Source organism: Caballeronia sp. LZ062 (assembly GCF_031450785.1).
In the GTDB taxonomy this organism is placed as follows: Bacteria; Pseudomonadota; Gammaproteobacteria; order Burkholderiales; family Burkholderiaceae; genus Caballeronia.
Map to the genome: position 1 here is coordinate 392,195 of NZ_JARTWB010000002.1, position 21,395 is coordinate 413,589.

A 21,395-nucleotide genomic window follows, 5' to 3' on the forward strand; every position below is an offset into this window, starting at 1 on the left:
TTCCTCAAAATTCGCGTTCGACTTCATCGAGGATTCCCGCCGCGTTCACGAGGAAGGCGACCACCTTCTTGGGAACGTCGATGTGCAGCGGCGCCATGCTGATGAAGAGCGATGCCTCGTAAAGCCGCGCGAGCACGGGATCGAAGCCGTTCTGGACGAGCTTGCGTCTGAACGCGACGGCGGCCCACGGCTTCGGCGCGGCATCGATCAGAACGCGCACTTTCAGATCGGCATCGACTTCGAGCCGGAACAGTCCGTAGTTGATGAAGTCGTAGTTCCCCACGACCGAGTGCGACAGCTTCGCGATGTCGTAGTACGGGTTGACGTACAGCTCGTCTTCCGTCGCCGCGCCTTTGGCGTCGATGAAGCGCATCAGGCCGGTGGTCTTGCTGTACAGGATGTTGGAGAAGCAGAGGTCTCCATGGCCGATGCACAGGCTCTTCTCGATGTCCGCCGGCCTCGCGCGATCCAGCAGTGCGAAGTAGCGTGCGACGAGCGTCCGGACGCCGCCGAATGTGGCGCGCGCATAGGGCTCGATGGCGGCGTAGGCCGGCAGCGCCTCCAGTTGTTCGATGCGCGCGAGCAGCTTCGAACGATACGCCTCGTTGCGCGCACGCTCGGCCACGTCGCGCGGCACGCTGCGTGTCGGGCGCGAGCGAACGAAAAACAGCACCTTGTCCAGAAAGCGTTCGAGATGGGTTTCGTCCAGCGAGCCGTGGATCCACTGCAGCGCCATGTCGGGAACGAAGAGCCGTTCCATCTTGTAGCTCGCGCCCTCGGCTTCCTGCCGGAAATCGTACGGCTGCACGAAGAACATCTGCATCGACGGCGGCAGCAGATGATAGAAGTCGTGTTCGCGCCTGAGCTTCGCGCCGTCGGTCGAACGCTTGAGCAGCACGAAGTCGTTGACCGTCTGCACCGAATTGAAGAACCGCGCGTCGAAGTTGCTGGTCAGATAGTCGGTGAAGCGCAGCGGATCGCGCAGATCGATCATGCGCGCGTCGTCGGGCACGGGCTGAAGCTGATCGGCCACCTCGCGCAGAAACGACTCGGCCGACTCGCCGGCCGCGATGCTGTGCAGAAGCGCCTTCGCCATGTCGTCGACGAGCGCCATCATGTAGGGCGCGCGCGGATCGAACGTGGCGCTGTCGCTCGTCACGCGCAGGTTGTTGCGCGTGAGCCCGAGCTTTTGCAGGAAGAGCGACGCCTCCGTTTCCGCGCAACCGAATGCGATCCATGCGGGAACGTAGACGATGATCTGCCGGCCGGAGCCCGCGAGCGGCGGCTGAATGAGCGAATCGGGATGCGCGAGCGTCTCGATATCGACGAAATTGAATCCCGCCTGATCGGCGAGATCCGACATCCAGCGTTCCAGCGAACGCTTGCGGTAATAGACATCCGAGAATCGCTCGATACCCAGCAGATTGGAGACATCGCTCGGCGGCGGCTGGGTGTTGTCGTAGAGCAGTATCTTCCTCACCGGATCCATCCTTTGCGCGGCGACGCGGACCGCCGCCATTTGTGAAACAGGCACAACGCGACGAGCCCGGGGACGGACAGCACGAGGATCTTCCACTGGTCCAGTATCGAGGCGAGCGCATCGGCTGAAGCCTGATGGCCCGGGCGATGCACGATGATATCGGCGAACTGGCTCACGAGGCGCACGAAGGGCGTCCAGCTCCGTACGTCTTGCATCAGCAGCCCGAGCGCCATTACTTCGAAGCCCCAAATGAAGAGTGTGACGAGGCTGAGCGTGAGGATGCGGCCATGCAGAAGAGGCCGCGCCATCTGCGAGAAGTTGTTGATGGCTTCGAGGATCTTCAGGATGCGTACCGCCTTGCGGTCGCGATACGTGCGCATCACGTGCAGGTTCAGCGTGGCGAGTTGCTCGGGCAGCACGAAGAAGAAGCACACGGTTGCCAGGACGAACACGCAGATCAGCCACAGAACCGGCGCGATCGGGCCCGGCTCGACTTCACCCCGCGTCATCAGCACCAGAATGATGGCGCCCACGGCGATCAGGTCGAAGACGCGCTCGACCCACACGATGACGAGTCCTCGCGCATAGTTGCCCGATTGTTGCCAGGCGATCTCGTTGATGCGCGCGAGTTCGCCGAGCTTGAAGGGAATGAGCGCGGAACAGGCGCCGGTGTAGATATAAAGTCCGAGAAGCCGCCGCAAGCGGATGCTGCCGAGCAGCAGGCCGAGCCGCAACATGCGGGCGACATGCGCCAGCACATAGAGCAGGATGGGCCAGAGCAGAGTGCTCGCCGGTGTCGCGAAGAGCTTCGGTCCGCCGAGCGGCAGCCAGAAAGCGACCGAGCCGACGAAGAGCGCCGCCGACGAGACGAAACACCAGAAGGAGAGTTGCCCGATCTTCAGGTCGCGCATGACTCTAGCCCCTACGACTGTACGGGAACGCCGTTGTCGAACACGGTCTCGAAGCGGTAGGCATCCGCTGCCCGATGCGTGTGACTGCCTTCGAGGAACCGGCGGCGGCGGAACACGAAGGTGGCGAGCAACTGCAACACCTGCATGGATTGCCGGGCGAGCTTGACGTTCGAGATCTGGTCGTCTTCCCGCCAGCTGATCGGGAAGAACCGGATCTTCCAGCGACGGTAAACCGTCGCCAGAATCATGTAGTAGTTGAAGGTGAGGTTATCGGCGAAACCGTGATAGCGCAGGTCGCGCACCGCGCCGACGCGATACATGTTGAGCCCTGAGCCGAGGTCGTAGAGGCGCTTGCCCGCCGCGGCGGAGAACAGCAGATTGAACACTTCGTTGCCGAACGTGCGGAAGGCGGAGTAGTTTTCGAGTTGGGAGCCGGGCATGAAGCGCGCGCCGAGCAGGCAGTCCACCCCGCGATGCTCGCCCGCCTGAATGTGCGGAACGAGATCCGCGATGCTGCCCTGATCGTCACCGTGCAGCACGACGACATAGTCGTGACCCGCACGCGCCGCATAGGCGAATGCGCTCTTGTGCGACCCGCCCAGACCGAGGTTGTCGACGTTGCGCACGACACGCACCGGAAGCTGCAGGTTTTTCGCGGCGGCGATGGCGGCATCGACCGTGTTGTCCGGGCTGCGGTTGTCGACGACGATGACTTCGCTGAAGAGAGCCTCGTTGCCCTGAAGCTGCGCCAACACGCGGCCGATTTGACGTTCGCAGTTGTAGGCGGGAATGAAGACGAGGATACGTTCGGTACGGGTTCGGGATGCCATCGTGCTCGTTTTGATGCTGACGCGGGATCGGTCGTGCCATCGGCGGGGCTTGCCAACACGATCGGGCCGGCTGCCGACAACTGTTGATAAATGTGGCAGTTTAACCTATCGACTCCTTAAAACCGGCTTCGCGCAGTGGGCCGCGCGCAACGAATCGAGCATTTGTTTGTCTTGAGCCGCCACATGAATGCACCGATTCACTGCAGCGCGCGGTCGGCGGCGCCGCCGGTCGGATCCATGCCTGGCGTGCCGGACGGCTCACCGTCAAGAGGCGAGGCTGCGACGCGAACCGTCGCCCGACTTATCTGCGCTGATCCGGCCCGGACGGAAGGATGCCTCCGAGCGCGTCGTGCGGCCTTGCGCACCGGCCGCTGCTTGCAAGCTCGACAAGGAACGATGTCGGCACCTGCATCTGCCAGTAGCTGCCGTCCGCGAGCTTCGGATAGGTGTCGACACTCGTGAGCGACCGGCTCGGAGCGCCGCTGCCGGATGATGTCAGACGATCCGCGCTGTCGCATAGCGACGCTTGAAAAGTGCCATGCTCGCGCCATTGGGTGGCCGGGCGATGCAACTCGACGACGCGATGATTCACGAGCGGCGCGATCAACACGAGCACGAGCCAGAACGACGCCGTCCTGCGCCATGCCCGGGGCGTGCGGGCGAGCATGGCCACCGTGACGAGCACGGCGCATGTCCCCAGCACATTGAGGCCATAGAAATATCGGTCCGGGAAGGTGGCGCGGTAGCTGCCCGAAAGGAGACTCGTGAAGCCGATTCGCATGACGATCGTAGCCGCGGCGTACACGACGAAGCTGCCGACGAGAAGCGAGACGATTCGCCGGTCTGCCGGCGTGCTGTGCCGCAGCCGAACGAGCAGAGCGATCAGGCTGCCGAACACGCCGAGGCACAGAACGATGACGACCGTGTCGTTGAGATGCCGGTAGACGAGCGAGACCAGCGGAAACAGCAACGTTCGCGCAAGGGCGAATTCCACGAAGCCCGCCGGAACCCAAGGAAGATTCGCGCCCCCCTTGCTCGTGATGGAGGCCACTTGCAGTGCGGCGGCATTGGCCGCGATGACGGCGAGCAAGGTCCAGCCCTGCCATGGCAAGCGAATCCGGAGGCGCTGGCGGTCGCGGCTGCACAGCGCGGCGACCGCGACGGCATTGATTGCTATCGACACCGGGAACGTCCATCCCGCGATGAGCGCGACCAGCAACGCAACGATCGATGTCCGCGCCGACGCCATGTCCGAGAGCATCGCTGCAAGCAGGAACGCCTGAAGCACGGGAAAGACGAAGCCCATGTTCAGCGCGCGTCCGAAGATCTCGTTGCCGTCGTTGCCGACGGGCATCAGCAGCAGCGCGAGCCACATGCCGACCCGGATCAGCAGGGGCAATCGACGGCGAAGCGACAGCAGCACCGCGCACGCGCAGATGGCCAGAAACGCGTTGCACACAATGAACAGCGCAAGGGGCAAGCGAAGCAGTCCACCGGGCAGCAGCTTGCATAACCAAAGGGCGCACTGATCCAGCAGCACCACGCCGAAGATAGGAAACTCGCGGCCGTGAAAGGCCGTCTGCATGAAACCGTTCGCAAGGATCTGACCGGACCAGACGCCGTCCTCCGCGTAAACCGTTGGAAATGTCAGCGGGTCCAGATTGCGGAGCGCCAGCAGGCCGAAGCTCGCAATGAATACGGCGATGACCAGCGTCCACGGGGTCGAATTTCGTTCTCGCACTTCAGACGGCATTTGTCCTTTCAGGCTTTGATGGCTTGCGCGGCCGTGCGCGGTCCGTTGTCATCCGGGGCGGGCGGCGCGTTTCCCCGAGTCGGCAGATCGTAACATTCGGTATAGGCACCGGCGCGATGGAATCCCGAATGGTCGACAAGACTGGCAGGACGCTTCGGGCATTGAGACGCGCGCTCGTCGCTCGTCCGCTGTGTCACTATGCTGACGTGGGTGGGCCGGGCATTTGCTTCGATTCCGGGAGCCGTATCGACGATTGGATTGAGCGCGCTAAAAAAGGCCAGCCCTGCGCTTACGTGCGAATTGGAACGCAAAGCGCGAATACGTCATCTCGCCATAGCCGTCCGGATAGCATGAGAACAAAATGAGATCACCGAACGAAAAGAAATATTGGAGCCGTCTTGACCACCTTCGGTTCTTTGCCGCGTTGCTGGTCATGCTCGCTCACATGTGGGCGTATGCAGGGGGTCCTTTTTCGCCGCATAGCACGGGCTTCCTGGTATCGGTGATTCAGGAAGGTCATATTGGCGTCGGCTTATTTCTCGTTCTCACAGGCTACCTTTTCACGTCCATTGCGCTGGACAATCAAGGGACGATCCTCTATTGGCGTTTCGTCAAAAATCGCGCGTTACGCATTTTTCCTCTGCTGACGGTCATGTTCTTCGTGCTGCTGTGCGTGGGGAAATTGCAGGTCAGCGGCGACACCGTCCTTAATCTGCTTCTGCTCCAGTTGAATGTCGGAGACGAGATGAGCGGCTTCGGACAGAAGCTGTTTCCGGTGGGTGCGTGGTGGACGACTTCGGTCGAGTTTCAGTTCTACCTGATATTTCCTTTTATTCTCCTGTTCTTTCGAAAATCCGGTCCGCAGTATCTGGTGGGGCTGATATCGGTGTTCATCTTGATTCGCCTATGCATCTTCGGAATCAAGGGAGACGCGTATTGGCTCGAGTACCATTCCATCGTCGGGAGGATGGACGAGTTTCTGATAGGAATGCTCGCGGCGTGGCTGCACCGAACTTATCGGTCACGGGTCGATCGTCTCTCGCTGCTGCTGCTCGCCGGCTCATTGGCGCTCATACCTGCCTACTGTTTCTGGTACCGGGATGTTCCGTTGATCGATGTCGTTTTCAGCTTCACGCTGGAAGGGATAATTTTTGCTGCGTTGATTATCGGCTACCAATCGCCGATGCTGCCTATTCCTCGAATCGTGGACCGTATATTGGCGAAAGGCGGCGAACTTACCTTTTCTATTTATTTGCTGCATACCCCCATTGCGGATGCGCTCTTTCGCTCCGGAATGCTGCCGCATATAAGTCGGTCGGCGACCGTCACCACGATGGTTTATGCGTTCGTCATTCTGTTGCCGATCACGCTGCTGGTCAGTAAGCTGACGTTCTCGTATATCGAGAAGCCGTTCATGGATCTGCGCGTCGCGTATTTCAAAAAGCCGCAAATCGAGCCGGCCTTGCGCGACGAACACCTGTCGGCAGAGGCCGAGAAAGTGGAATCGGCGTCGCCGCTTCAATAACCGGTCGTGCGCACGGTCGTACCGTCGGCCGCCTCTGTCGATGCATGGATCTCACCCAGCCTTCGGCGATGTCCGTCCACCAGCGCCCGAATGAGCATCCCCACGCTCTTCACTTGCCACGGGTGGCTCGAGATCAACCACAACGCAACGCCGACCGCGGATGCCCGAAGCGCCGCGAGTAGCGGCCAACGCGCATACTGGCTCGATACGGCAATGCGGTTTCGCACGTTGTAGTAGTGCCGTGGCCCGAAGGCATGGTTGCGCAGCCGCGCGCCGACTTCCCGCAAATGATCGATGCGGCTCTCGGGAATTAGCCAGACGGAGAAGCCGACTGCCTTCAGCCGCAGCGAGAATTCCGTATCGTCATAGGCGACGAAGTAATCCGCGCGTGGCAGTCCCGCTGCCCAGACCGCGCGCGCATCGGCGAGAAAGCCCACGAAGGAGCCGGTGTCGATACGAACCGCGAACTCTTTGTATGCCGAAGCAGCAACGGTGCGCTCCCGGCCGAACAGGCTGTCGAAGTAGCGGCGATGCTGTAGCGCGACTGCGCCGAATTCATCGACCGATGGACAAAGCGCGCCGACGTCGGCGGGCAGCGAGGCTCTCGCCGCCACGAGACGTTGCAGCGCGTCGCGGTGCGGGACGGCGTCGTCATCGAGCAGCCAGACCCAGTCGGCGCCCCGCGCAAGCGCTTGCTGAAGACCACGGGCGAAGCCGCCCGCGCCGCCGATGTTGTAATCGCTGCGCAATGCCGTGACGTCGAGCCTCGTCTTCAACAAGTCGCGCGTTGCTTCGTCGCTTGCATTGTCGAAGACGATGATCTCGTCGGGGCGCAAGCTCTGTTCAGTCAATGCGTCGAGCACCCGTTCGAGCAGAGCGGGGCGATCACGCGTGACGACGACGGCAGCAATCTTCATGGTGTGCATGGCTTTGTTGAGCAAAGACGGACGGCGTCTCCCGCAAGCCGTCGCCGTGCGATCGCGGCACTCGTCGTCATTGCAGTCGGCCTAACAGCAGCACGGCTGCGCGTCGCAAAGGAAATCCGCGTTGCGTCGAAAACATCAACCGATGCAATGGCCGGCTCGCCCGGAATCCCGCTCGCGCGGCGCTCTTCAGCTTCCGGCGACGGTCGATGAGCCGCCGCATCGCATCGTTGCTGCTGTCGTCCAGCGGGCTGCTGCCGGACATAGCCAGCCAGTCCAGATACATCAAGGTATTGATCCGCTGAAACAGCGAAGCACCGACCCATTCGTACTTGCGCATCCGCAGTCCGATCTGCCACGGGTCCAGAATCAAAGTCTCGTTCACGATGAATCGCTCGAACGACGCGAGCACGTCCGGGTTTCCATCGTTCAGCAATTGCGGCACCACATAGCCGTGCTGCGAGGCGTAGTGCATGCACAGGTGCTGCTCGACAGCGAAGCGCGCGCGGAAGTTGCGCTCGAAGAATGTCGAGCCTGCGATGTGACGCTCGCGGTCGTACCAGCTGGCATCGACAGGCGTGACGGGCGGGGCGCTCCAGTATTGCAGCAGGCGGTCGGTGCGGCCGAAGTGAAACCAGTCGCTCAGATGAAACGGCAGACGCTCGAAGATGGTCGGGTCGAGCGTAAAGAACGAATTCGCAAGGATGCGCGTGTCCTTTCCGTCGCGCTGATAGACGGCTTTGGCAAAATCCAGAAAGCCGGCGTGCTCCAGCATGCTGTCGGTGCGCAGCTTGACGACATAAGGCGTGCGCACGGACTCGAGCCCCGCGAGCGTCGAAACGATTTGCCGGTTCACGTTGTTGGCCTTCGGCGAGTCGTACTTGATGCCGGGCAACCCGCCCGGATCGTCCGACTCGATGACGGCATCGGCGAGCAGCCCACGAGGCAGCTCCGCACCTTTCCACGTCGAGACGATGATGTCGGCGTTCGGCAAGGACCGCCGCGTCTGACGGACGTTCTCGCGAAACGAGTCGCGGTCCGCGCCGACATACGGCTTGACGGCGCCCTGAAACACCACGGTGATGTCGCTTGTCTTCATGATGAGGCGGGCCGTTCGTGCGCGGACAGAACGCGGGCTGAAGGAAGCTGTCGGATGAAATGCCGCAGCGGGTTATCGAGCGTGCGAGGCACGCGTTTGACGCCGTAAAGCGAATGCCGGTCGAAGACTTGCCAAGTCGCGTCTCCGTCGTTCATCCATTGCAGTTGAGAGAGACGACGCGCGAGCCGGGCATCGTCTATTGCGCTGTCGGACACGCTCCGGCTCATCTGCGCGATGACGCGGATCATGCCGGGGCTCAAGCGGTAATAGGGCGTCTTGATGAACGCATATTCGACGCAGTGCCTGAGCCCGCGCGCACGCTCCCAATTGTTTCCGAAGAGCCACTCGAATGCTTGCAGGAAACGCCAGTACGTGCGGTCGAACACATGCGTTTCGGAGTACACGTAAGGCGTGACATGAGGCGTCGCGCCGATAGCATGCGCAATGGTCGGAAACACGACTTCCTCGAGCGGATAGCTCGCCTCGCCGGAATGCGCGCCGCGCGCGATATCGGCGACTTCGTACAAGGTATCCGCCTCGTAGAATGCGCCTTCGATCTGCGATCCGACGAGCGGGCAATTGCTGAAGGTCTTGCAAAGCGCGTCGAGCGCAGCGTCCGCGCGGGCCTTCGGGCTGACCCACCAGTAGCTGCGGGGCGTGATCGGTCTTACGTTATAGCCGCGCCCGTGCCGCGCTATATGGTCGGCCACGCCGGGCGCGACGAGCATGTCGTTCGACGCATGAAAGCAGATGTGCGTCGCATCGCCGAGCGACCGAATGAACGCGATGTTCGAAAGATGCGCGCGGAAAATGCTGCCCCAACGCGTGTTTTCATGGGCGGGGTTGATGACGTAGTTGCCGCACCGCTGGCTTTCGAGCGTGGCCCGCAGACTTGCCTCGTCGAGCCTGCCGCTGCGCGACACATGAAGCACGACGCACGCTTCCGGGAAGAAGCGCGCGAAGTTCGCCAACTGGTCTGCGACCACGAGCGGCGCTTCATGAACCGGCAGCGACACGTAGATGGTCATGCCTGTACCTGTTGCCTCGCGAGCGCGACCTGTTCTGTAGGCTTGCGCCACTGCTGGCCGGACTGGCTGCGGCGCTTCATCAGTTCGCTGTGATTGAAGGCGATTGGGAATGCCGGTCCGACATGGTTCAAATCCGCCGAGCACAGCGCAAAAGGGCGCCGCTTGTGCGTGTCGACGATGGGTAGCGCTGAGAAGTCCTCAGCGGGCACAGTCAAAGCCTCCCACGCGACTCGACCTTGTCCCATAGCCAATTCGTCGGACTGTTGTGCTGGCATAACAAGCGCCCTTACTGCGGCCACCCGGTACTCGTGCATCGGAAGCGCGCAGTGGCAAGACGGTCGAGGCAGGCGTGTCGGCGTGGTCGGTAACAGTCATCGGTCGCAGCCATCCCTCTAATGATTTCGATCAGCACTGCAACGCGGAGACATGGGTGATCGACGCGTGCCGTCTCGCGAGTTCTCGAAGCGTGGTGTGAACTGGTGCGCCGCAATCTTTGTGCCTTATAGGCAACGCGCGGTGCGGAGAAGACGTTGATGTTGCGTAGCAGTTGCGGTTGCGCCCGCATTACCATGAGCAGCGGGGACCGTCGACTTCGCAGGCGTCTTGTTTTCGGTGTCGGGGGCGCTTCAGTTCGCGTCACTTTCGGTGCATTGCACAGGGAAAGAGCACCGCGGGGCGATAGAAACGTTCTGCCGTGGGCTAACGTTTCTGCTCTTGCCTCAGACGCGCGTCAACTACCGCGCCTCCGCGACGCGACACCATTGATAAGGATAAACACCGGCCCCGATGCGAGCGTCGTACAGCTTGCAGGAACCGACGTCGAGCGCGAAACCGTAGTCTGCGAGCGCATTCTGCGAATCGGCGAGCTCCCGCGCGTTTCGCGCGGCGTCGTATTCGCGCTTGTCCATATAGCCGGGAATGAGGGCGTACACAGGTCCGCCGCGTGAACGCGCCATCGTGTGAATCCGTTCGTCGTAGGCGGGGCGGGCTTGCGGGAAAGCTGATCGAATCGTGGCGAACGCGACCGATCCGGGAAACAGCGGGACGAGCCAGCCCAGCGGCGGGTCGCCTGCGGTCAGGATGACCGTCGTCTTCCCGGCAGCGGGAAGCGAGGGCAGGTCGATGGAAAACATCTTGGCAGCCCAGCGTTCGTGCCCCCACGAATGCGCGCCGCCGGCCAGCACGAGGACCGAGCAGGCGATGAACGTTCTCTTGGCGAGCGTATTCGCTCGCTCATACGTCGTCATCTGGCGAAGCATGAGATAGATCACCAGCGGCAAACAGAGCTCTATGGAGACCAGGTATCGCTGGATGCTGAACACCTTCATCCAGACGATATAGCCGATTGCGACGTAGGCAATGACGTATCGGCCACGGGACGGCAGCGCCGGACTTTGCATGCCCTTGAATCGCCGGACAGCGCGCGCGCCCACCCAGCACCAGAAGCAGGCGTAGGCCAAAGCCCAGATCACCTGATGCAGACGGGCTTGCCCGACGCGGCGCGGGTCAAGCGAGAAAATGAAAGGCCACGCAAGGGATTCCCAGACGTTCCGGGGAAACCAGACGGTGTCCACGATGGACACCGATGATGTAAGCGGGCTCGGGAAAACGGCGCTGAACTGTGGATAGAGCGGATTGCCGTACCGATGCCACAGCTCCACGAACCAGAAGCCGCCCGTGAGCGCGAGTCCTGCCAGGACCCCCACGCCGAAAAGAAACGCTGTCAGAACGCGCCTTCGCAACGACAGGGGAGCGGCAAGCAGACCGGCGCACATCGCGACGCAGAAGACGGCCGTCGTCAACTTGAGTCCGGCGCCCGCGCCCGAGACGATTCCTGCCATGCACACCGTCGCCAAGACCCGCACGCTCGCTTGCGGCAGCCGCGGCCACACCTTCAGCAGCACGAGCAACGCGCCGAGGCTGAAAAGCGAGGTCGTATCGTCGCCCATGCTGTTGCCGACGCCGGACAGGAAGTTGGCCGTAAGACAGCCGGCGATGGCAAGCCAGAAAGGCGTTCGATACTTTGCAGTCTCGGGCAGATCATCCAGCGTGAGACGGCAGATTCCGAGCAGCAGCACGAAGTTGAGACCGTGCACGACGCCCATGATGAAGCCGACCAGCATCGCCGGCAGATGCATCGTCATCAAGTAATACGGCACGTCCAGCAGCGGATTGAAGTAGCTCTGCATGCCGGCCGGAGCAAGATCCGTCGACAACCTTCCGGTCAGGAAGGCGAAAGCGTTGTACAGGTGATAGTTGCGCAGGTCCCAATTGGCGTCCGCACCCTGAGCCATCGAAAAGAGGCCGAAAACCAGCGGAACGATCCAGGACGCGCGCGTGAGCGACTGTGGGCTGTTCATGTCGATGCGCCGCAGCGCACGCGTTCGATTGTTTGCAGTCGTCGTGTTCATCGAGATGGGTGCAATGCTTTCAGTTTCTGAAGGCCCAGAACTTCGCTGCGAAGAAGTTCACGGCCATGCCGGCGATCGAGCCGCAGGCCACGCCGAGCAGCGGCAGCACGGGACCGTGCCGGCCAGCGACGATCACGAGCGAGTACACCGCATAGTTCACGCTTGCGCCGCCCGTCATCGAGATCAGATAGCGCCACCATTCAGCCCAGACCGAACGTTCGACCCGGCCGCGAAAGGTGTATCGCCGATTGATCCGCCACGTCACCCAGACGGCAGCGAGGAAAGACACGGCGCGGCCGGCGAACGGTCCGAGTCCGCAAGCGAGGGCGAGATACAGCACGCCTGCATCGACCACGAAACCGATTGTCCCGGCAATCGCGAATCGAATGAGTTGTGATGTCGTCGTCACCGGCGCGGGCCCGGCACGGCCAGATAGGCAAGGCGCTTGGCTTCCGCCCGCCCGTGCGTGACCGTGTCGAGCACGACGCCGCACGTGAGCAGCATGGCGCCGAAGAGCACGAGCGCCACGCACAGCAATGCCGTGGGAAGGCGAGGCACGAGCCCGGTGCGAGCATACGTTTCCAGCAGCGGCAAGGCGAGCAGAACGGCGCAGATCGCACAGACGCCGAAGCCGAGCGAGAAAAACGCAAGCGGCTTCTCTGTCTTGAAGAGCCTGGCGATGGTCATGAGGATGCGAAACCCATCGCGATACGTGTTGAGCTTGCTCACGGACCCGTCGGGGCGCGACTTATAACGTGTCGATGTCTCAGCGACCGGCATCCGTAGTTCGAGTGCGTGCACCGTCAGCTCCGTTTCTGTCTCGAAGCCTGTGGCGTGAGCCGGAAACGACTTGACATAGCGGCGCGAAAGCACTCGAAAGCCCGAGAGCATGTCCGTGAACGTGCGACCGAAGATTCGGGAGACACAGCGAGTGAGCAATACGTTTCCAAACCGGTGCCCGAGCCGATACGCGCTTTGCTCGTCGGAGACTCGCGTGCCGACGACCATGTCGAGCCCGTCGTCCAGCATCATCGCGACCATTCGTGGCGTCGCCGTCGCATCATAAGTGTCGTCGCCGTCCACGAGCACGTAGATATCGGCCTCGACGTCTGCGAACATTCGACGGATCACGTTTCCTTTGCCGCGCAACGCAACGCTTCGAACGTGGGCTCCTGCGTGTCGAGCGACATCCGTTGTCTTGTCCGCTGATCCGTTATCGAAAACATGGATTTCACACTGCGGCAGCGCCGCCTTGAAGTCGTGCACGACCTTGCTGACTGTCGAAGCTTCATTGAGGCAAGGGATGAGAACGGCGATACGGGGTTCGGACTGGTCGGACATTGGGCGGTGACTCGATACTCATGGAATCCGTGATCGCGGTTCGCAATCTGACGGGCCACTATGGTAATCGATTTGTTTTCGCCGGCGACGGCAGACCGAGCCCAAGGAGGGCAGCATCCGCGATGGCTTCGCAATCGAAAGGCCGTTGCGTGGATTCTCGTGTCGTCTTACACCCATGAAAATGGCAAGAGCGCGTGTGACGATTAAACGGACCGAATGCGACTGGTTCCACCATTTTTTTCGATTAATTGCTTGACCGGCTGCATAGTGAAAAGGGCATTGAGGCGTTAAGCGCAACGGCATCCGGTTAATCGCGTTCCGCCACGCCGGAACGAACGCGTCATGGCAATAGCGCAAATTGTCGAATCTTTCCTACAAGCGGTTCATTTCGGGGAAAATGCCGGATGCGTCGTCCGACAAAACATGCCGCAAAGTCAGAACCAGTCATTAAGAATGCAGTTGAACGCCCAATCCGCCAACGCAAGCTCGATTCAATTGATCAGCGTATCCCTCGTCGTCTATCGCCCGCATCGGCAGCTTCTCGAACGCACGCTTCGTACGCTCGATGAGGCGCTGCATTGTCTGCCGCTTGCCGATCACGGCGCCTCCGCGCCGCTGTATCTCATCAACAACGGAACAGACGATGGATTCGACCTCTTTGCGCTTGCCGGCGAAGCTGCGCTCGAGACGCACATAATCGAAGGCCAGGGCAATGTCGGCTACGGCCGCGGCCACAATCTGGCCATCGAGCGGGCGGCGAGCCGCTATCACCTGATTCTGAACCCCGACATCGAACTGGACGGCGACGCACTCGCCCACGCGCTCGCCTTCATGGACGCGCACCCGGACGTCGGTCTTCTTTCGCCGCAGATCATCGAAGACGACGGCAGCCGGCAATACCTCTGCCGCCGCTATCCCACGGTGTTCGACCTCTTCATCCGCGGCTTTCTTCCGCGCAGCCTGCGAAAGCCGTTTCAACACAGGCTCGCGAGATACGAAATGCGCGACGTCATCGGCGAGAAAGACGTCGTGTGGGAACCGCCCATCGTCAGCGGTTGCTTCATGCTGTTTCGCACCGAAGTCCTGAAAAAGCTCGGCGGCTTCGATCCGCGCTACTTCCTCTACTTCGAAGACTACGACCTGAGCCTGCGCACGCACGACGTGGCGCGCGTGGCCTACGTGCCGTCCGTGCGCGTGCTGCATCACGGCGGCGACGCGGCCGGCAAGGGCTGGACGCACATCAAGCTCTTCATCGCGTCGGCGTACAAGTTCTTCAACCGCTTCGGCTGGAAATGGCTATGACCGGGCGTATCGCCGTGACGGGAGCGAACGGCTTCGTCGGCCGTGCGGTCACGCGTGCGTTGATCGACGCAGGCAAGGAGCCGCTTGGCATCGTCCGCCAGAATGCGGGCCCGCGGACCGTGCAGGTTCCTTCGCTCGACGCGATCACGCCCGCCGTCTTCGAAGGCTGCGATTCGGTGATTCATCTCGCCGCGCGCGTGCACGTCATGCGCGACGCCGCCGCCGATCCGCTCGCCGCCTTTCGCGCGGTCAACGTCGACGGCGCGCTGAAGGTCGCCGACGCCGCGCGTCGCGCCGGTGCGACGCGCTTCGTGTTCGTGAGCAGCATCAAGGCGCTCGCGGAATTCGACCACGGCGAGGCGCTGAAGGAGACTGACGAACGCCGTCCGCCGGACGCGTATGGCGTCTCCAAAGCGGAAGCCGAAGTGAGTCTTCGCGAGTTCGGTGCGCGCACCGGGCTGGAAATCGTGATCGCGCGTCCGCCGCTCGTGTACGGACCCGACGTGCGCGCCAACTTTCTGGCGCTCATGCGGGCGATCGCGAAGGGCGTGCCGCTGCCCATCGGCGCGGTGACGGCGCGAAGAAGTCTCGTCTACGTCGATAACCTCGCGAGCGCGCTCGTCGAATGCGCGACGAATCCGCGCGCGGCTAACCAGATCTTCCACGTCACCGATGGCGAAGACCCCGGCGTGGCCGAACTCGCGCGCCGCCTCGGGCATCATCTGAAGCGGCCCGCGCGTCTGTTGCCGGTGCCCGTCGGCCTGTTGCAGGCGGCCGGGCGGCTCACGGGCAAGACGGCGCAAATCGAGCGGTTGACGGGCAGCCTGCGTGTCGATTCGACCCATATCCGCGATGTGCTAGGCTGGCGCCCCTCGTACTCGCTGGATGCGGGTCTCGCCGCCACCGCCGAGTGGTTTTTGGAGCAAAGTGCGGCAAGGACGACGGCTTAACGTCCGGTAACAACCGATAAGTGGCGGTAACACGCGGGTCAGCGCGAAACCGGCATTATCGGCTCTAGCTTAAAAAAAACGTACACAAGGCCAATCGGGAAATGAGTGCCTCGCTGTTTCCGTTCCTCGTTCATTCGCCGTGGATGTCGGCCGCCTGGGTCGCGGCTGCGTCGCTCGGCGTGTGCGCGCTGATCCTGTTCGCGCTGCTGCGCACGGGTCTCGCGTGGCGGCTTGCCACCGACATTCCGAACGACCGTTCGCTCCATACGCGTCCGACGCCGCGTGTCGGCGGATGGGGCATCGTGCCGGTCGCCGTCATCGCGATGCTGCTGCTCACGCCGTCGATCTGGCTGGCTGCGCTGCTCGCCGCCGCACTTGCCGCCGTGTCGCAGATCGACGACCGCCGCGGCTTGCCCGCGCGTGTGCGTTTCGGGGCGCACGTCGTGGCCGTCGCGCTGTTGATCGCGCTGAATCCGGCTCCCGTGCCGTGGTGGGCGCTGGCGGCGGTCGGTTTCCTGATGGTCTGGCTCGTCAATCTTTACAACTTCATGGACGGTTCGGACGGGCTCGCGGGCGGCATGGCGCTCTTCGGCTTCGGCGGCTACGCAGTCGCGGCGCTGTCCGGTCCGGTGCCGCAGATCGATCTCGGCGTTGCAAGCGCAGCCGTCGCGGGCGCGGCGGCGGGCTTCTTGCTCTTCAACTTTCATCCGGCACGAATATTTCTAGGCGATTCGGGGTCCATTCCTCTAGGATTCCTGGCAGGGGCGCTCGGCTACTGGGGCTGGCTGAAGGGCACGTGGCCGGTCTGGTTTCCGGCGCTCGTGTTCGCACCGTTCATCGGCGATGCATCGGTCACGCTGCTGCGGCGGCTCGCGCGTGGCGAGAAGTTCTGGCAGGCGCATCGCGAGCATTACTATCAGCGCATGGTGCGGCTCGGGGCCGGTCACGCGCGCACGGCGCTCATGTGGTACGCGTTGATGCTGGCGGGCGTGGTGCTCGCCAACTGGGCGCTCGCGCTTTCGCCGGTGGCGCAGTGGACCGCGGTTGCGGCCTGGGCCGTCGTATTCGTGGTCGCTGGACTCGCAGTCGATGCATGCTGGCGGCGCCACGTGGCGCTGCCGACCGAACAATCTCGAGGTAGTCGCGGATGATTCGATATAAAGCTTCATGGCTTTCCGCAGGCGCCTTCACGTTCGACCTGTGCGCGGTCGCAGGCACCTGGCTGGCAGCTTATCTGATCCGCTTCAACGGCACGGTGCCGCACGACTTCCGGCACGGCGCGCTCGTCGCGCTCACGTGGGTGCTGCCCGTGTACGGCGTCATGTTCCGCGTCTTCGGGCTGTATCGCGGCATGTGGGTGTTCGCGAGCCTGCCCGATCTAATGCGCATCTCGAAGTCGGTGGTGGTCGGCGCGCTCGTCGTGATGATCGGCGCGGTGATGGCGCAGCCCACGCCCGTTATTCCGCGCTCAGTCCTGATCGTCGCGCCGCTGTTGCTGTTTCTGGCGATGGGCGGCGCGCGGGCGCTGTATCGCGCGAGCAAGGAGTTCTATCTGTACGGCGGCCTCGTCGGGCAGGGCAAGCCCGTCATCGTGCTCGGCGCGGGCACGGCGGGCGCCATGCTGGCGCGCGAACTCGCGCGGTCGTCGGAATGGCGTCTTGTCGGCCTGCTCGACGACGATCCCGCCAAGCAAGGCCGCGAAGTGCTCGGCCACAAGGTGCTCGGCTCGTTCAGCGACTTGTCGAAAGTTGCGGAGCAGTACAAGACCGACTACGCGATCATCGCGATACCGTCTTCATCCGTCGACGAACAGCGGCGCGTCGCGACGCTCTGCGTGCGCGCGGGCGTCAAAGTCATGGTGCTGCCCGCGCTCAATCAGTTGACGCAAGGCGAGGGCGGGTTTCTGTCGCGCGTGCGGCAGATCGACCTCGAAGATCTGCTCGGCCGCGAGCCGGTGAAGATCGACATGCCGCATGTGGAGCAACTGCTGCACGGGCGCGTCGTGATGGTGACGGGCGCGGGCGGTTCCATCGGTTCGGAACTGTGCCGGCAGATTCTGCGCTTTTCGCCGGCGCAACTCGTGGCCTACGATCTGAGCGAATACGCGATGTATCGCCTGATCGAAGAACTGCATGACAAGTTTCCGGATTTCTCCGTGGTGCCCGTGGTCGGCGACGCGAAGGATTCGCTCCTGCTCGATCAGACGATGGCGCGCTTCACGCCGCATATCGTGTTTCATGCGGCGGCGTACAAGCACGTGCCGCTGATGGAAGAGCAGAACGCGTGGCAGGCCGTGCGCAATAACGTGCTGGGCACGCTGCGCGTCGCGCGCGCCGCGATCCGTCACGACGTGCGCCATTTCGTGTTGATTTCGACCGACAAGGCCGTCAATCCGACTAACGTGATGGGCGCGAGCAAGCGCCTGGCCGAGATGACGTGTCAGGCGTTGCAGCAAACCGCGCCGCGCACGCAGTTCGAAACCGTGCGCTTCGGCAACGTGCTCGGCAGCGCGGGCAGCGTGATCCCGAAGTTCCAGCAGCAGATCGCGAAGGGCGGGCCGGTCACGGTCACGCACCCGGAAATCACGCGCTTTTTCATGACGATTCCCGAAGCCGCGCAACTGGTGTTGCAGGCATCGAGCATGGGGCGCGGCGGCGAAATCTTCATTCTCGACATGGGGCAGCCGGTGCGAATCGTCGATCTCGCGCGCGATCTGATTCGGCTCTACGGCTTCAGCGAGGAGCAGATTCGCATCGTGTTCACGGGTTTGCGACCCGGCGAGAAGCTCTACGAAGAACTCCTCGCCGACGACGAAACCACCACGCGCACGCCGCATCCGAAATTGCGGATCGCGCAGGCGCGGGGCGTGCCGGAAGGGTTCATCGACGAACTCTTGCCGTGGCTCATGCAGCATCGCGTGTTGTCGGACGACGAAGTGCGGCGCGATCTGCGCCGATGGGTGCCCGAATACCAGACGGCCGTGGCGCCGGTGCTGCAAAGCGTGCCGGTGACGAAGGCAAAGGCGGCGAACTAGGCGCAGTCGCCGCTCGTCGTCACGCCCGCGTATCGCTCTCCTGAAACGTCGGCAGACGCGCGTACAACTCGGCGACCCAGTCGATGAACACGCGCACGCGCCGCGGCTGATGCCGATTCGCCGCGTACAGCACGGACACCACGCGCGGCTGGGCCGGATACTCCGTCAGCACACGCCGCAATGCGCCGCTTCTCAAATGCGGATCGAGCGTATAGCTCGAACTCTGAATCAGCCCGAGTCCCGACAGGCCGCACGCGATATACGAATCGGCGTCGTCGACGGCGATCTTGTACTTGAGCGCGACGGTGCGCGCTTCGCCGTCCACGATGAATTCCCAGTTGCGCACGCGTCCCGACTTGTTGAGCACATAGCCCACGGCCAGGTGCCGCTCCAGATCGTCGAGCGTGCGCGGCTCGCCGTATCGCTCGATGTAGCCCGGCGATGCGCACGTGATCTGCGTATAAGCGCCGATGCGCTTCGCCACCAGTCCGACATCGCCGATCGCGCCCACACGCACGACGCAATCGACGGCTTCTTCGACCAGATCGACCTGCCGGTCCGTGAGCACGAGTTCGATGCCGATGTCCGGATACGCCGCGAAAAACTCCGGCAGCGCGGGAATGATGGTGTTCTTCGCCATCACTTGCGGCAGGCTCACCTTGACGTTGCCCTTGGGACTCAGCTTCGAATGCGAAAGCGACGCTTCCATGTCGTCCACTTCGCCGAGCACGCGCACGCATCGCTCGTAATAGGCTTCGCCGTCTTCCGTGATGCTGATGCTGCGCGTCGTGCGATTGAGCAGGCGCGCGCCGAGATGCGCCTCGAGCGCCTGCAGCGTGCGCGACACGCTCGCGGGCGGCAGGCGAAGCGCGTCGGCGGCTTTGGAAAAGCTGCCCGCCTCGACCACGCGCGCGAACACTTTCATTGCAAGGAAGCGGTCCATCCCGAGATCCCGAATCGTGAATATGAGCCTGCGATCAAGCGAGGATCATACTTGGGATCGCTTCGTGCGCGCGAAGAACGGCAGCGCCGGCTATTGCGTCAAAGGCCGAGCCCCTTGCACAGCCACCACGAGTAATGCTCGATCAGCCGCTGAAACGGCGCGTGATGCCCGTAAGCGATGGACGACACCGCCAGCAGTCCGACGCCCGCCACGACGGCGCGCGGCATCTTGCGCGGCTGCTCGAACACGCGCACGAGCAGCATGGCCGCGATGGCCGCGCCGAGCAGCCAGCCCACGACGACTTCACTCGGCGTGTGCGCGTCCTGAATGATGCGGCTCGCGCCGATCAGCGCCGCGAGCCCGAGACCGCCCGCCGCGCCCAGCCGATACCACCATCCGCCGAGGCTGCCCGCGAGCAGGCCGCCCGCGACCGTGTAGATGGACGCGGCGAGCATGGTGTGGCCGCTGATCATGCGGAAATTGACCGCGGACAATTCCAGTCCGCAGCCCGCATAAAGAATCTTGGAGAGTCCGACAAGACCCATTCCGATGCCGAGCAGCACGGCCCAGCGCACGGCGAGGCGCATGTCCACCGAGCGCAGCCAGAGCGCGCAGACCAACGCGAGCGGCAGTAAAAGCGCCGCATCCCCGAGATTCGAAAAAATCCACAGTACCCGTTCTTGCATACGTATCCGTTTTAGGTATCCGTCGATGTGACGATTGTCGTTATGAACTGTCCGCCTGCTTTCTGCGGCCGGCGAGCCGATATTCGGTCGGCGAAATGGAAAGCCGCTTGCGGAAAATCTTCGCGAGGCCGTCGCCGCTGCCCGCGCCGCAGCGCCGCGCAATCTTATCCACGGGCAAGTCTGTCGCGGCGAGCAGCATGCAGCTTGCATCCAGACGCGCACGCAACAAGTATTCCGATGGCGTCAGCCCGATCTGCGCCTTGAAGCGGCGCAGGAAGTTGCGCTCGCTCATCGCGGCGACGCGCGCCGCATCCGTGATGGAGATCGGCTTCACGTAGTTCTCGCGAATCCAGCGCGCGGCGGCGTCGATTTTCTGGCGCACGCCCACGCTGTCGGTGTCGTCCAGCACGGTGGCGAGCTTCTGCCATGCGCCCGGAATGGACCGCTCCGACACTTCACGCGCAACAGCCGCGCCGTAATCGCGCTTGACCAGCGAGAGCGCCGCCGCAATCGGGCCTTTCGGATCGTCGAGCGTGAGCGTCTGCTCGGCGATGCACAGCGCATTCGATAACGCCGGCGACAGCGCCGACGACAGCGCCTGCGCGCCCGGCTGCTCGCTGAAATCGAGCGAGCGGTTCTGCAACGTGAGATTCGCCGCCGCGAGAATATGCGCGCCTTCGCCGATGGCCTTGATGAACGGAATCTTCGGCGCGACGCGGCCCAACTGCTTCCTCAGGAGCGCGTCCTGACGTGCCTGCCGCGCACCTGCGCCGCCCGCGATGAAAAGCGCATCGCACTCGTTCATCCAGCGCGTTTCGATGCTTTCGGTCCAGATGCGCATGGAGCAGCTGCTTGCAATGCTGCCTCCCACGCTTGACACGAACTGCAGCGAATAGTTCGGCGTTCGCGCGGCGAATGCGTGCGGCTCGCCACGTTCGACGCCCGCAGAGGACAGACGCACCTGATTCGCGAGCGAGAAGACCTCGGAAATCGAACTGACCTCGACGAGCGAAAAGTCCTCGAAGATCAGAATGCCGATCCGCTTTGCCGTGTCGGCGGACGGCGCTTCACGTTCGGGCGAGCGCACCGCTTGCAGCCTTCCCGTACCATTGGCGTACACCATCGACTTTCTCCCTTTTTCCCTGTCATCCCCTTTGTTCGAAAGAACGTCGAAAGCGG

19 protein-coding genes are annotated in these 21,395 nt (G+C 62.8%); 5 read left to right on the forward strand and 14 right to left on the reverse strand.

All coding sequences use genetic code 11. The features are described 5' to 3' along the window. Positions 1-4 precede the first annotated feature (4 nt). The 4 genes from P9239_RS07870 to P9239_RS07885 all read right to left on the reverse strand — a co-directional run bounded on the left by P9239_RS07870 (position 5) and on the right by P9239_RS07885 (position 4,962). On the reverse strand, positions 5-1,480 hold the full coding sequence (locus tag P9239_RS07870) for a capsular biosynthesis protein (RefSeq protein WP_309749945.1): 1,476 nt from the start codon (positions 1,478-1,480) through the stop codon (positions 5-7). Next, positions 1,477-2,391, reverse strand: a complete 915-nt coding sequence (locus P9239_RS07875; protein WP_309749946.1) for a lysylphosphatidylglycerol synthase domain-containing protein — start codon at positions 2,389-2,391, stop codon at positions 1,477-1,479. The genes P9239_RS07870 and P9239_RS07875 overlap by 4 nt, the downstream gene beginning before the upstream one ends. 11 nt (positions 2,392-2,402) lie before the next feature. Further along, positions 2,403-3,221 (reverse strand): glycosyltransferase family 2 protein, encoded by an 819-nt coding sequence (locus P9239_RS07880; protein WP_309749947.1) that lies wholly within the window; start codon positions 3,219-3,221, stop codon positions 2,403-2,405. Between the two features lie 301 nt (positions 3,222-3,522). Further along, positions 3,523-4,962: a hypothetical protein gene (locus tag P9239_RS07885; protein ID WP_309749948.1), complete on the reverse strand. Its 1,440-nt coding sequence runs from the start codon at positions 4,960-4,962 to the stop codon at positions 3,523-3,525. Between the two features lie 373 nt (positions 4,963-5,335). Between P9239_RS07885 and P9239_RS07890 the strand changes: the two genes are divergently transcribed. Continuing rightward, positions 5,336-6,499: an acyltransferase gene (locus tag P9239_RS07890; protein ID WP_309749949.1), complete on the forward strand. Its 1,164-nt coding sequence runs from the start codon at positions 5,336-5,338 to the stop codon at positions 6,497-6,499. On the opposite strand, the gene P9239_RS07895 is transcribed toward P9239_RS07890, so the two are convergent. The 7 genes from P9239_RS07895 to P9239_RS07925 all read right to left on the reverse strand — a co-directional run bounded on the left by P9239_RS07895 (position 6,493) and on the right by P9239_RS07925 (position 13,301). Continuing rightward, positions 6,493-7,425, reverse strand: coding sequence for a glycosyltransferase (locus P9239_RS07895; RefSeq protein ID WP_309749950.1), 933 nt, complete (start codon positions 7,423-7,425; stop codon positions 6,493-6,495). The two genes, P9239_RS07890 and P9239_RS07895, sit on opposite strands and share 7 nt — an antisense overlap. A 67-nt stretch (positions 7,426-7,492) precedes the next feature. Further along, positions 7,493-8,521 carry a WavE lipopolysaccharide synthesis family protein gene (locus P9239_RS07900; RefSeq protein WP_309749951.1) on the reverse strand — a complete coding sequence of 343 codons (1,029 nt, stop codon included), beginning with the start codon at positions 8,519-8,521 and terminating at the stop codon, positions 7,493-7,495. Then, complete coding sequence (locus tag P9239_RS07905; protein ID WP_309749952.1) at positions 8,518-9,549, reverse strand: hypothetical protein; 1,032 nt, start codon at positions 9,547-9,549, stop codon at positions 8,518-8,520. Before P9239_RS07905 ends, P9239_RS07900 begins: the two co-directional genes overlap by 4 nt. Beyond that, a complete protein-coding gene (locus P9239_RS07910; RefSeq protein ID WP_309749953.1) occupies positions 9,546-9,824 on the reverse strand; it encodes a hypothetical protein in 279 nt (92 codons plus the stop codon). Before P9239_RS07910 ends, P9239_RS07905 begins: the two co-directional genes overlap by 4 nt. A 459-nt stretch (positions 9,825-10,283) precedes the next feature. After that, positions 10,284-11,909, reverse strand: a complete 1,626-nt coding sequence (locus P9239_RS07915) for a hypothetical protein (RefSeq protein WP_309749954.1) — start codon at positions 11,907-11,909, stop codon at positions 10,284-10,286. Between the two features lie 70 nt (positions 11,910-11,979). Further along, entirely contained in the window at positions 11,980-12,369 is a 390-nt protein-coding gene (locus P9239_RS07920) for a GtrA family protein (RefSeq protein WP_309749955.1), read from the reverse strand. Further along, positions 12,366-13,301, reverse strand: a complete 936-nt coding sequence (locus tag P9239_RS07925) for a glycosyltransferase family 2 protein (RefSeq protein WP_309749956.1) — start codon at positions 13,299-13,301, stop codon at positions 12,366-12,368. Before P9239_RS07925 ends, P9239_RS07920 begins: the two co-directional genes overlap by 4 nt. Positions 13,302-13,754: 453 nt before the next feature. Here P9239_RS07925 and P9239_RS07930 point away from each other — a divergent pair, with 453 nt between their 5' ends. From P9239_RS07930 to P9239_RS07945, 4 genes are all read left to right on the forward strand, one after another. Then, on the forward strand, positions 13,755-14,603 hold the full coding sequence (locus P9239_RS07930) for a glycosyltransferase family 2 protein (protein ID WP_309749957.1): 849 nt from the start codon (positions 13,755-13,757) through the stop codon (positions 14,601-14,603). After that, positions 14,600-15,553: an SDR family oxidoreductase gene (locus tag P9239_RS07935; protein WP_309749958.1), complete on the forward strand. Its 954-nt coding sequence runs from the start codon at positions 14,600-14,602 to the stop codon at positions 15,551-15,553. The genes P9239_RS07930 and P9239_RS07935 overlap by 4 nt, the downstream gene beginning before the upstream one ends. Before the next feature lie 101 nt (positions 15,554-15,654). After that, complete coding sequence (locus P9239_RS07940) at positions 15,655-16,704, forward strand: MraY family glycosyltransferase (protein WP_404980062.1); 1,050 nt, start codon at positions 15,655-15,657, stop codon at positions 16,702-16,704. After that, positions 16,701-18,587: a nucleoside-diphosphate sugar epimerase/dehydratase gene (locus P9239_RS07945; RefSeq protein ID WP_309749959.1), complete on the forward strand. Its 1,887-nt coding sequence runs from the start codon at positions 16,701-16,703 to the stop codon at positions 18,585-18,587. Before P9239_RS07940 ends, P9239_RS07945 begins: the two co-directional genes overlap by 4 nt. Positions 18,588-18,606: 19 nt before the next feature. On the opposite strand, the gene P9239_RS07950 is transcribed toward P9239_RS07945, so the two are convergent. The 3 genes from P9239_RS07950 to P9239_RS07960 all read right to left on the reverse strand — a co-directional run bounded on the left by P9239_RS07950 (position 18,607) and on the right by P9239_RS07960 (position 21,339). Beyond that, positions 18,607-19,530, reverse strand: coding sequence for a LysR family transcriptional regulator (locus P9239_RS07950; protein ID WP_309749960.1), 924 nt, complete (start codon positions 19,528-19,530; stop codon positions 18,607-18,609). A gap of 98 nt (positions 19,531-19,628) precedes the next feature. Further along, entirely contained in the window at positions 19,629-20,216 is a 588-nt protein-coding gene (locus P9239_RS07955; protein WP_309749961.1) for a phosphatase PAP2 family protein, read from the reverse strand. A 40-nt stretch (positions 20,217-20,256) separates the two neighbouring features. Further along, the gene (locus P9239_RS07960; RefSeq protein ID WP_309749962.1) at positions 20,257-21,339 is read right to left on the reverse strand and encodes a helix-turn-helix domain-containing protein; all 1,083 of its coding nucleotides are present in this window, start codon (positions 21,337-21,339) and stop codon (positions 20,257-20,259) included. Positions 21,340-21,395: the final 56 nt, after the last annotated feature.

What these genes read in the sequence shown, in the direction of transcription:
- P9239_RS07875 (WP_309749946.1), bottom strand. Translation starts at nt 2,391, where the DNA reads ATGCGCGACCTGAAGATCGGGCAACTCTCCTTCTGGTGTTTCGTCTCG.
- P9239_RS07880 (WP_309749947.1), bottom strand. Translation starts at nt 3,221, where the DNA reads ATGGCATCCCGAACCCGTACCGAACGTATCCTCGTCTTCATTCCCGCC.
- P9239_RS07890 (WP_309749949.1), top strand. Translation starts at nt 5,336, where the DNA reads ATGAGATCACCGAACGAAAAGAAATATTGGAGCCGTCTTGACCACCTT.
- P9239_RS07895 (WP_309749950.1), bottom strand. Translation starts at nt 7,425, where the DNA reads ATGCACACCATGAAGATTGCTGCCGTCGTCGTCACGCGTGATCGCCCC.
- P9239_RS07900 (WP_309749951.1), bottom strand. Translation starts at nt 8,521, where the DNA reads ATGAAGACAAGCGACATCACCGTGGTGTTTCAGGGCGCCGTCAAGCCG.
- P9239_RS07905 (WP_309749952.1), bottom strand. Translation starts at nt 9,549, where the DNA reads ATGACCATCTACGTGTCGCTGCCGGTTCATGAAGCGCCGCTCGTGGTC.
- P9239_RS07910 (WP_309749953.1), bottom strand. Translation starts at nt 9,824, where the DNA reads ATGCCAGCACAACAGTCCGACGAATTGGCTATGGGACAAGGTCGAGTC.
- P9239_RS07915 (WP_309749954.1), bottom strand. Translation starts at nt 11,909, where the DNA reads ATGAACAGCCCACAGTCGCTCACGCGCGCGTCCTGGATCGTTCCGCTG.
- P9239_RS07925 (WP_309749956.1), bottom strand. Translation starts at nt 13,301, where the DNA reads ATGTCCGACCAGTCCGAACCCCGTATCGCCGTTCTCATCCCTTGCCTC.
- P9239_RS07930 (WP_309749957.1), top strand. Translation starts at nt 13,755, where the DNA reads ATGCAGTTGAACGCCCAATCCGCCAACGCAAGCTCGATTCAATTGATC.
- P9239_RS07935 (WP_309749958.1), top strand. Translation starts at nt 14,600, where the DNA reads ATGACCGGGCGTATCGCCGTGACGGGAGCGAACGGCTTCGTCGGCCGT.
- P9239_RS07940 (WP_404980062.1), top strand. Translation starts at nt 15,655, where the DNA reads ATGAGTGCCTCGCTGTTTCCGTTCCTCGTTCATTCGCCGTGGATGTCG.
- P9239_RS07945 (WP_309749959.1), top strand. Translation starts at nt 16,701, where the DNA reads ATGATTCGATATAAAGCTTCATGGCTTTCCGCAGGCGCCTTCACGTTC.
- P9239_RS07950 (WP_309749960.1), bottom strand. Translation starts at nt 19,530, where the DNA reads ATGGACCGCTTCCTTGCAATGAAAGTGTTCGCGCGCGTGGTCGAGGCG.
- P9239_RS07955 (WP_309749961.1), bottom strand. Translation starts at nt 20,216, where the DNA reads ATGCAAGAACGGGTACTGTGGATTTTTTCGAATCTCGGGGATGCGGCG.
- P9239_RS07960 (WP_309749962.1), bottom strand. Translation starts at nt 21,339, where the DNA reads ATGGTGTACGCCAATGGTACGGGAAGGCTGCAAGCGGTGCGCTCGCCC.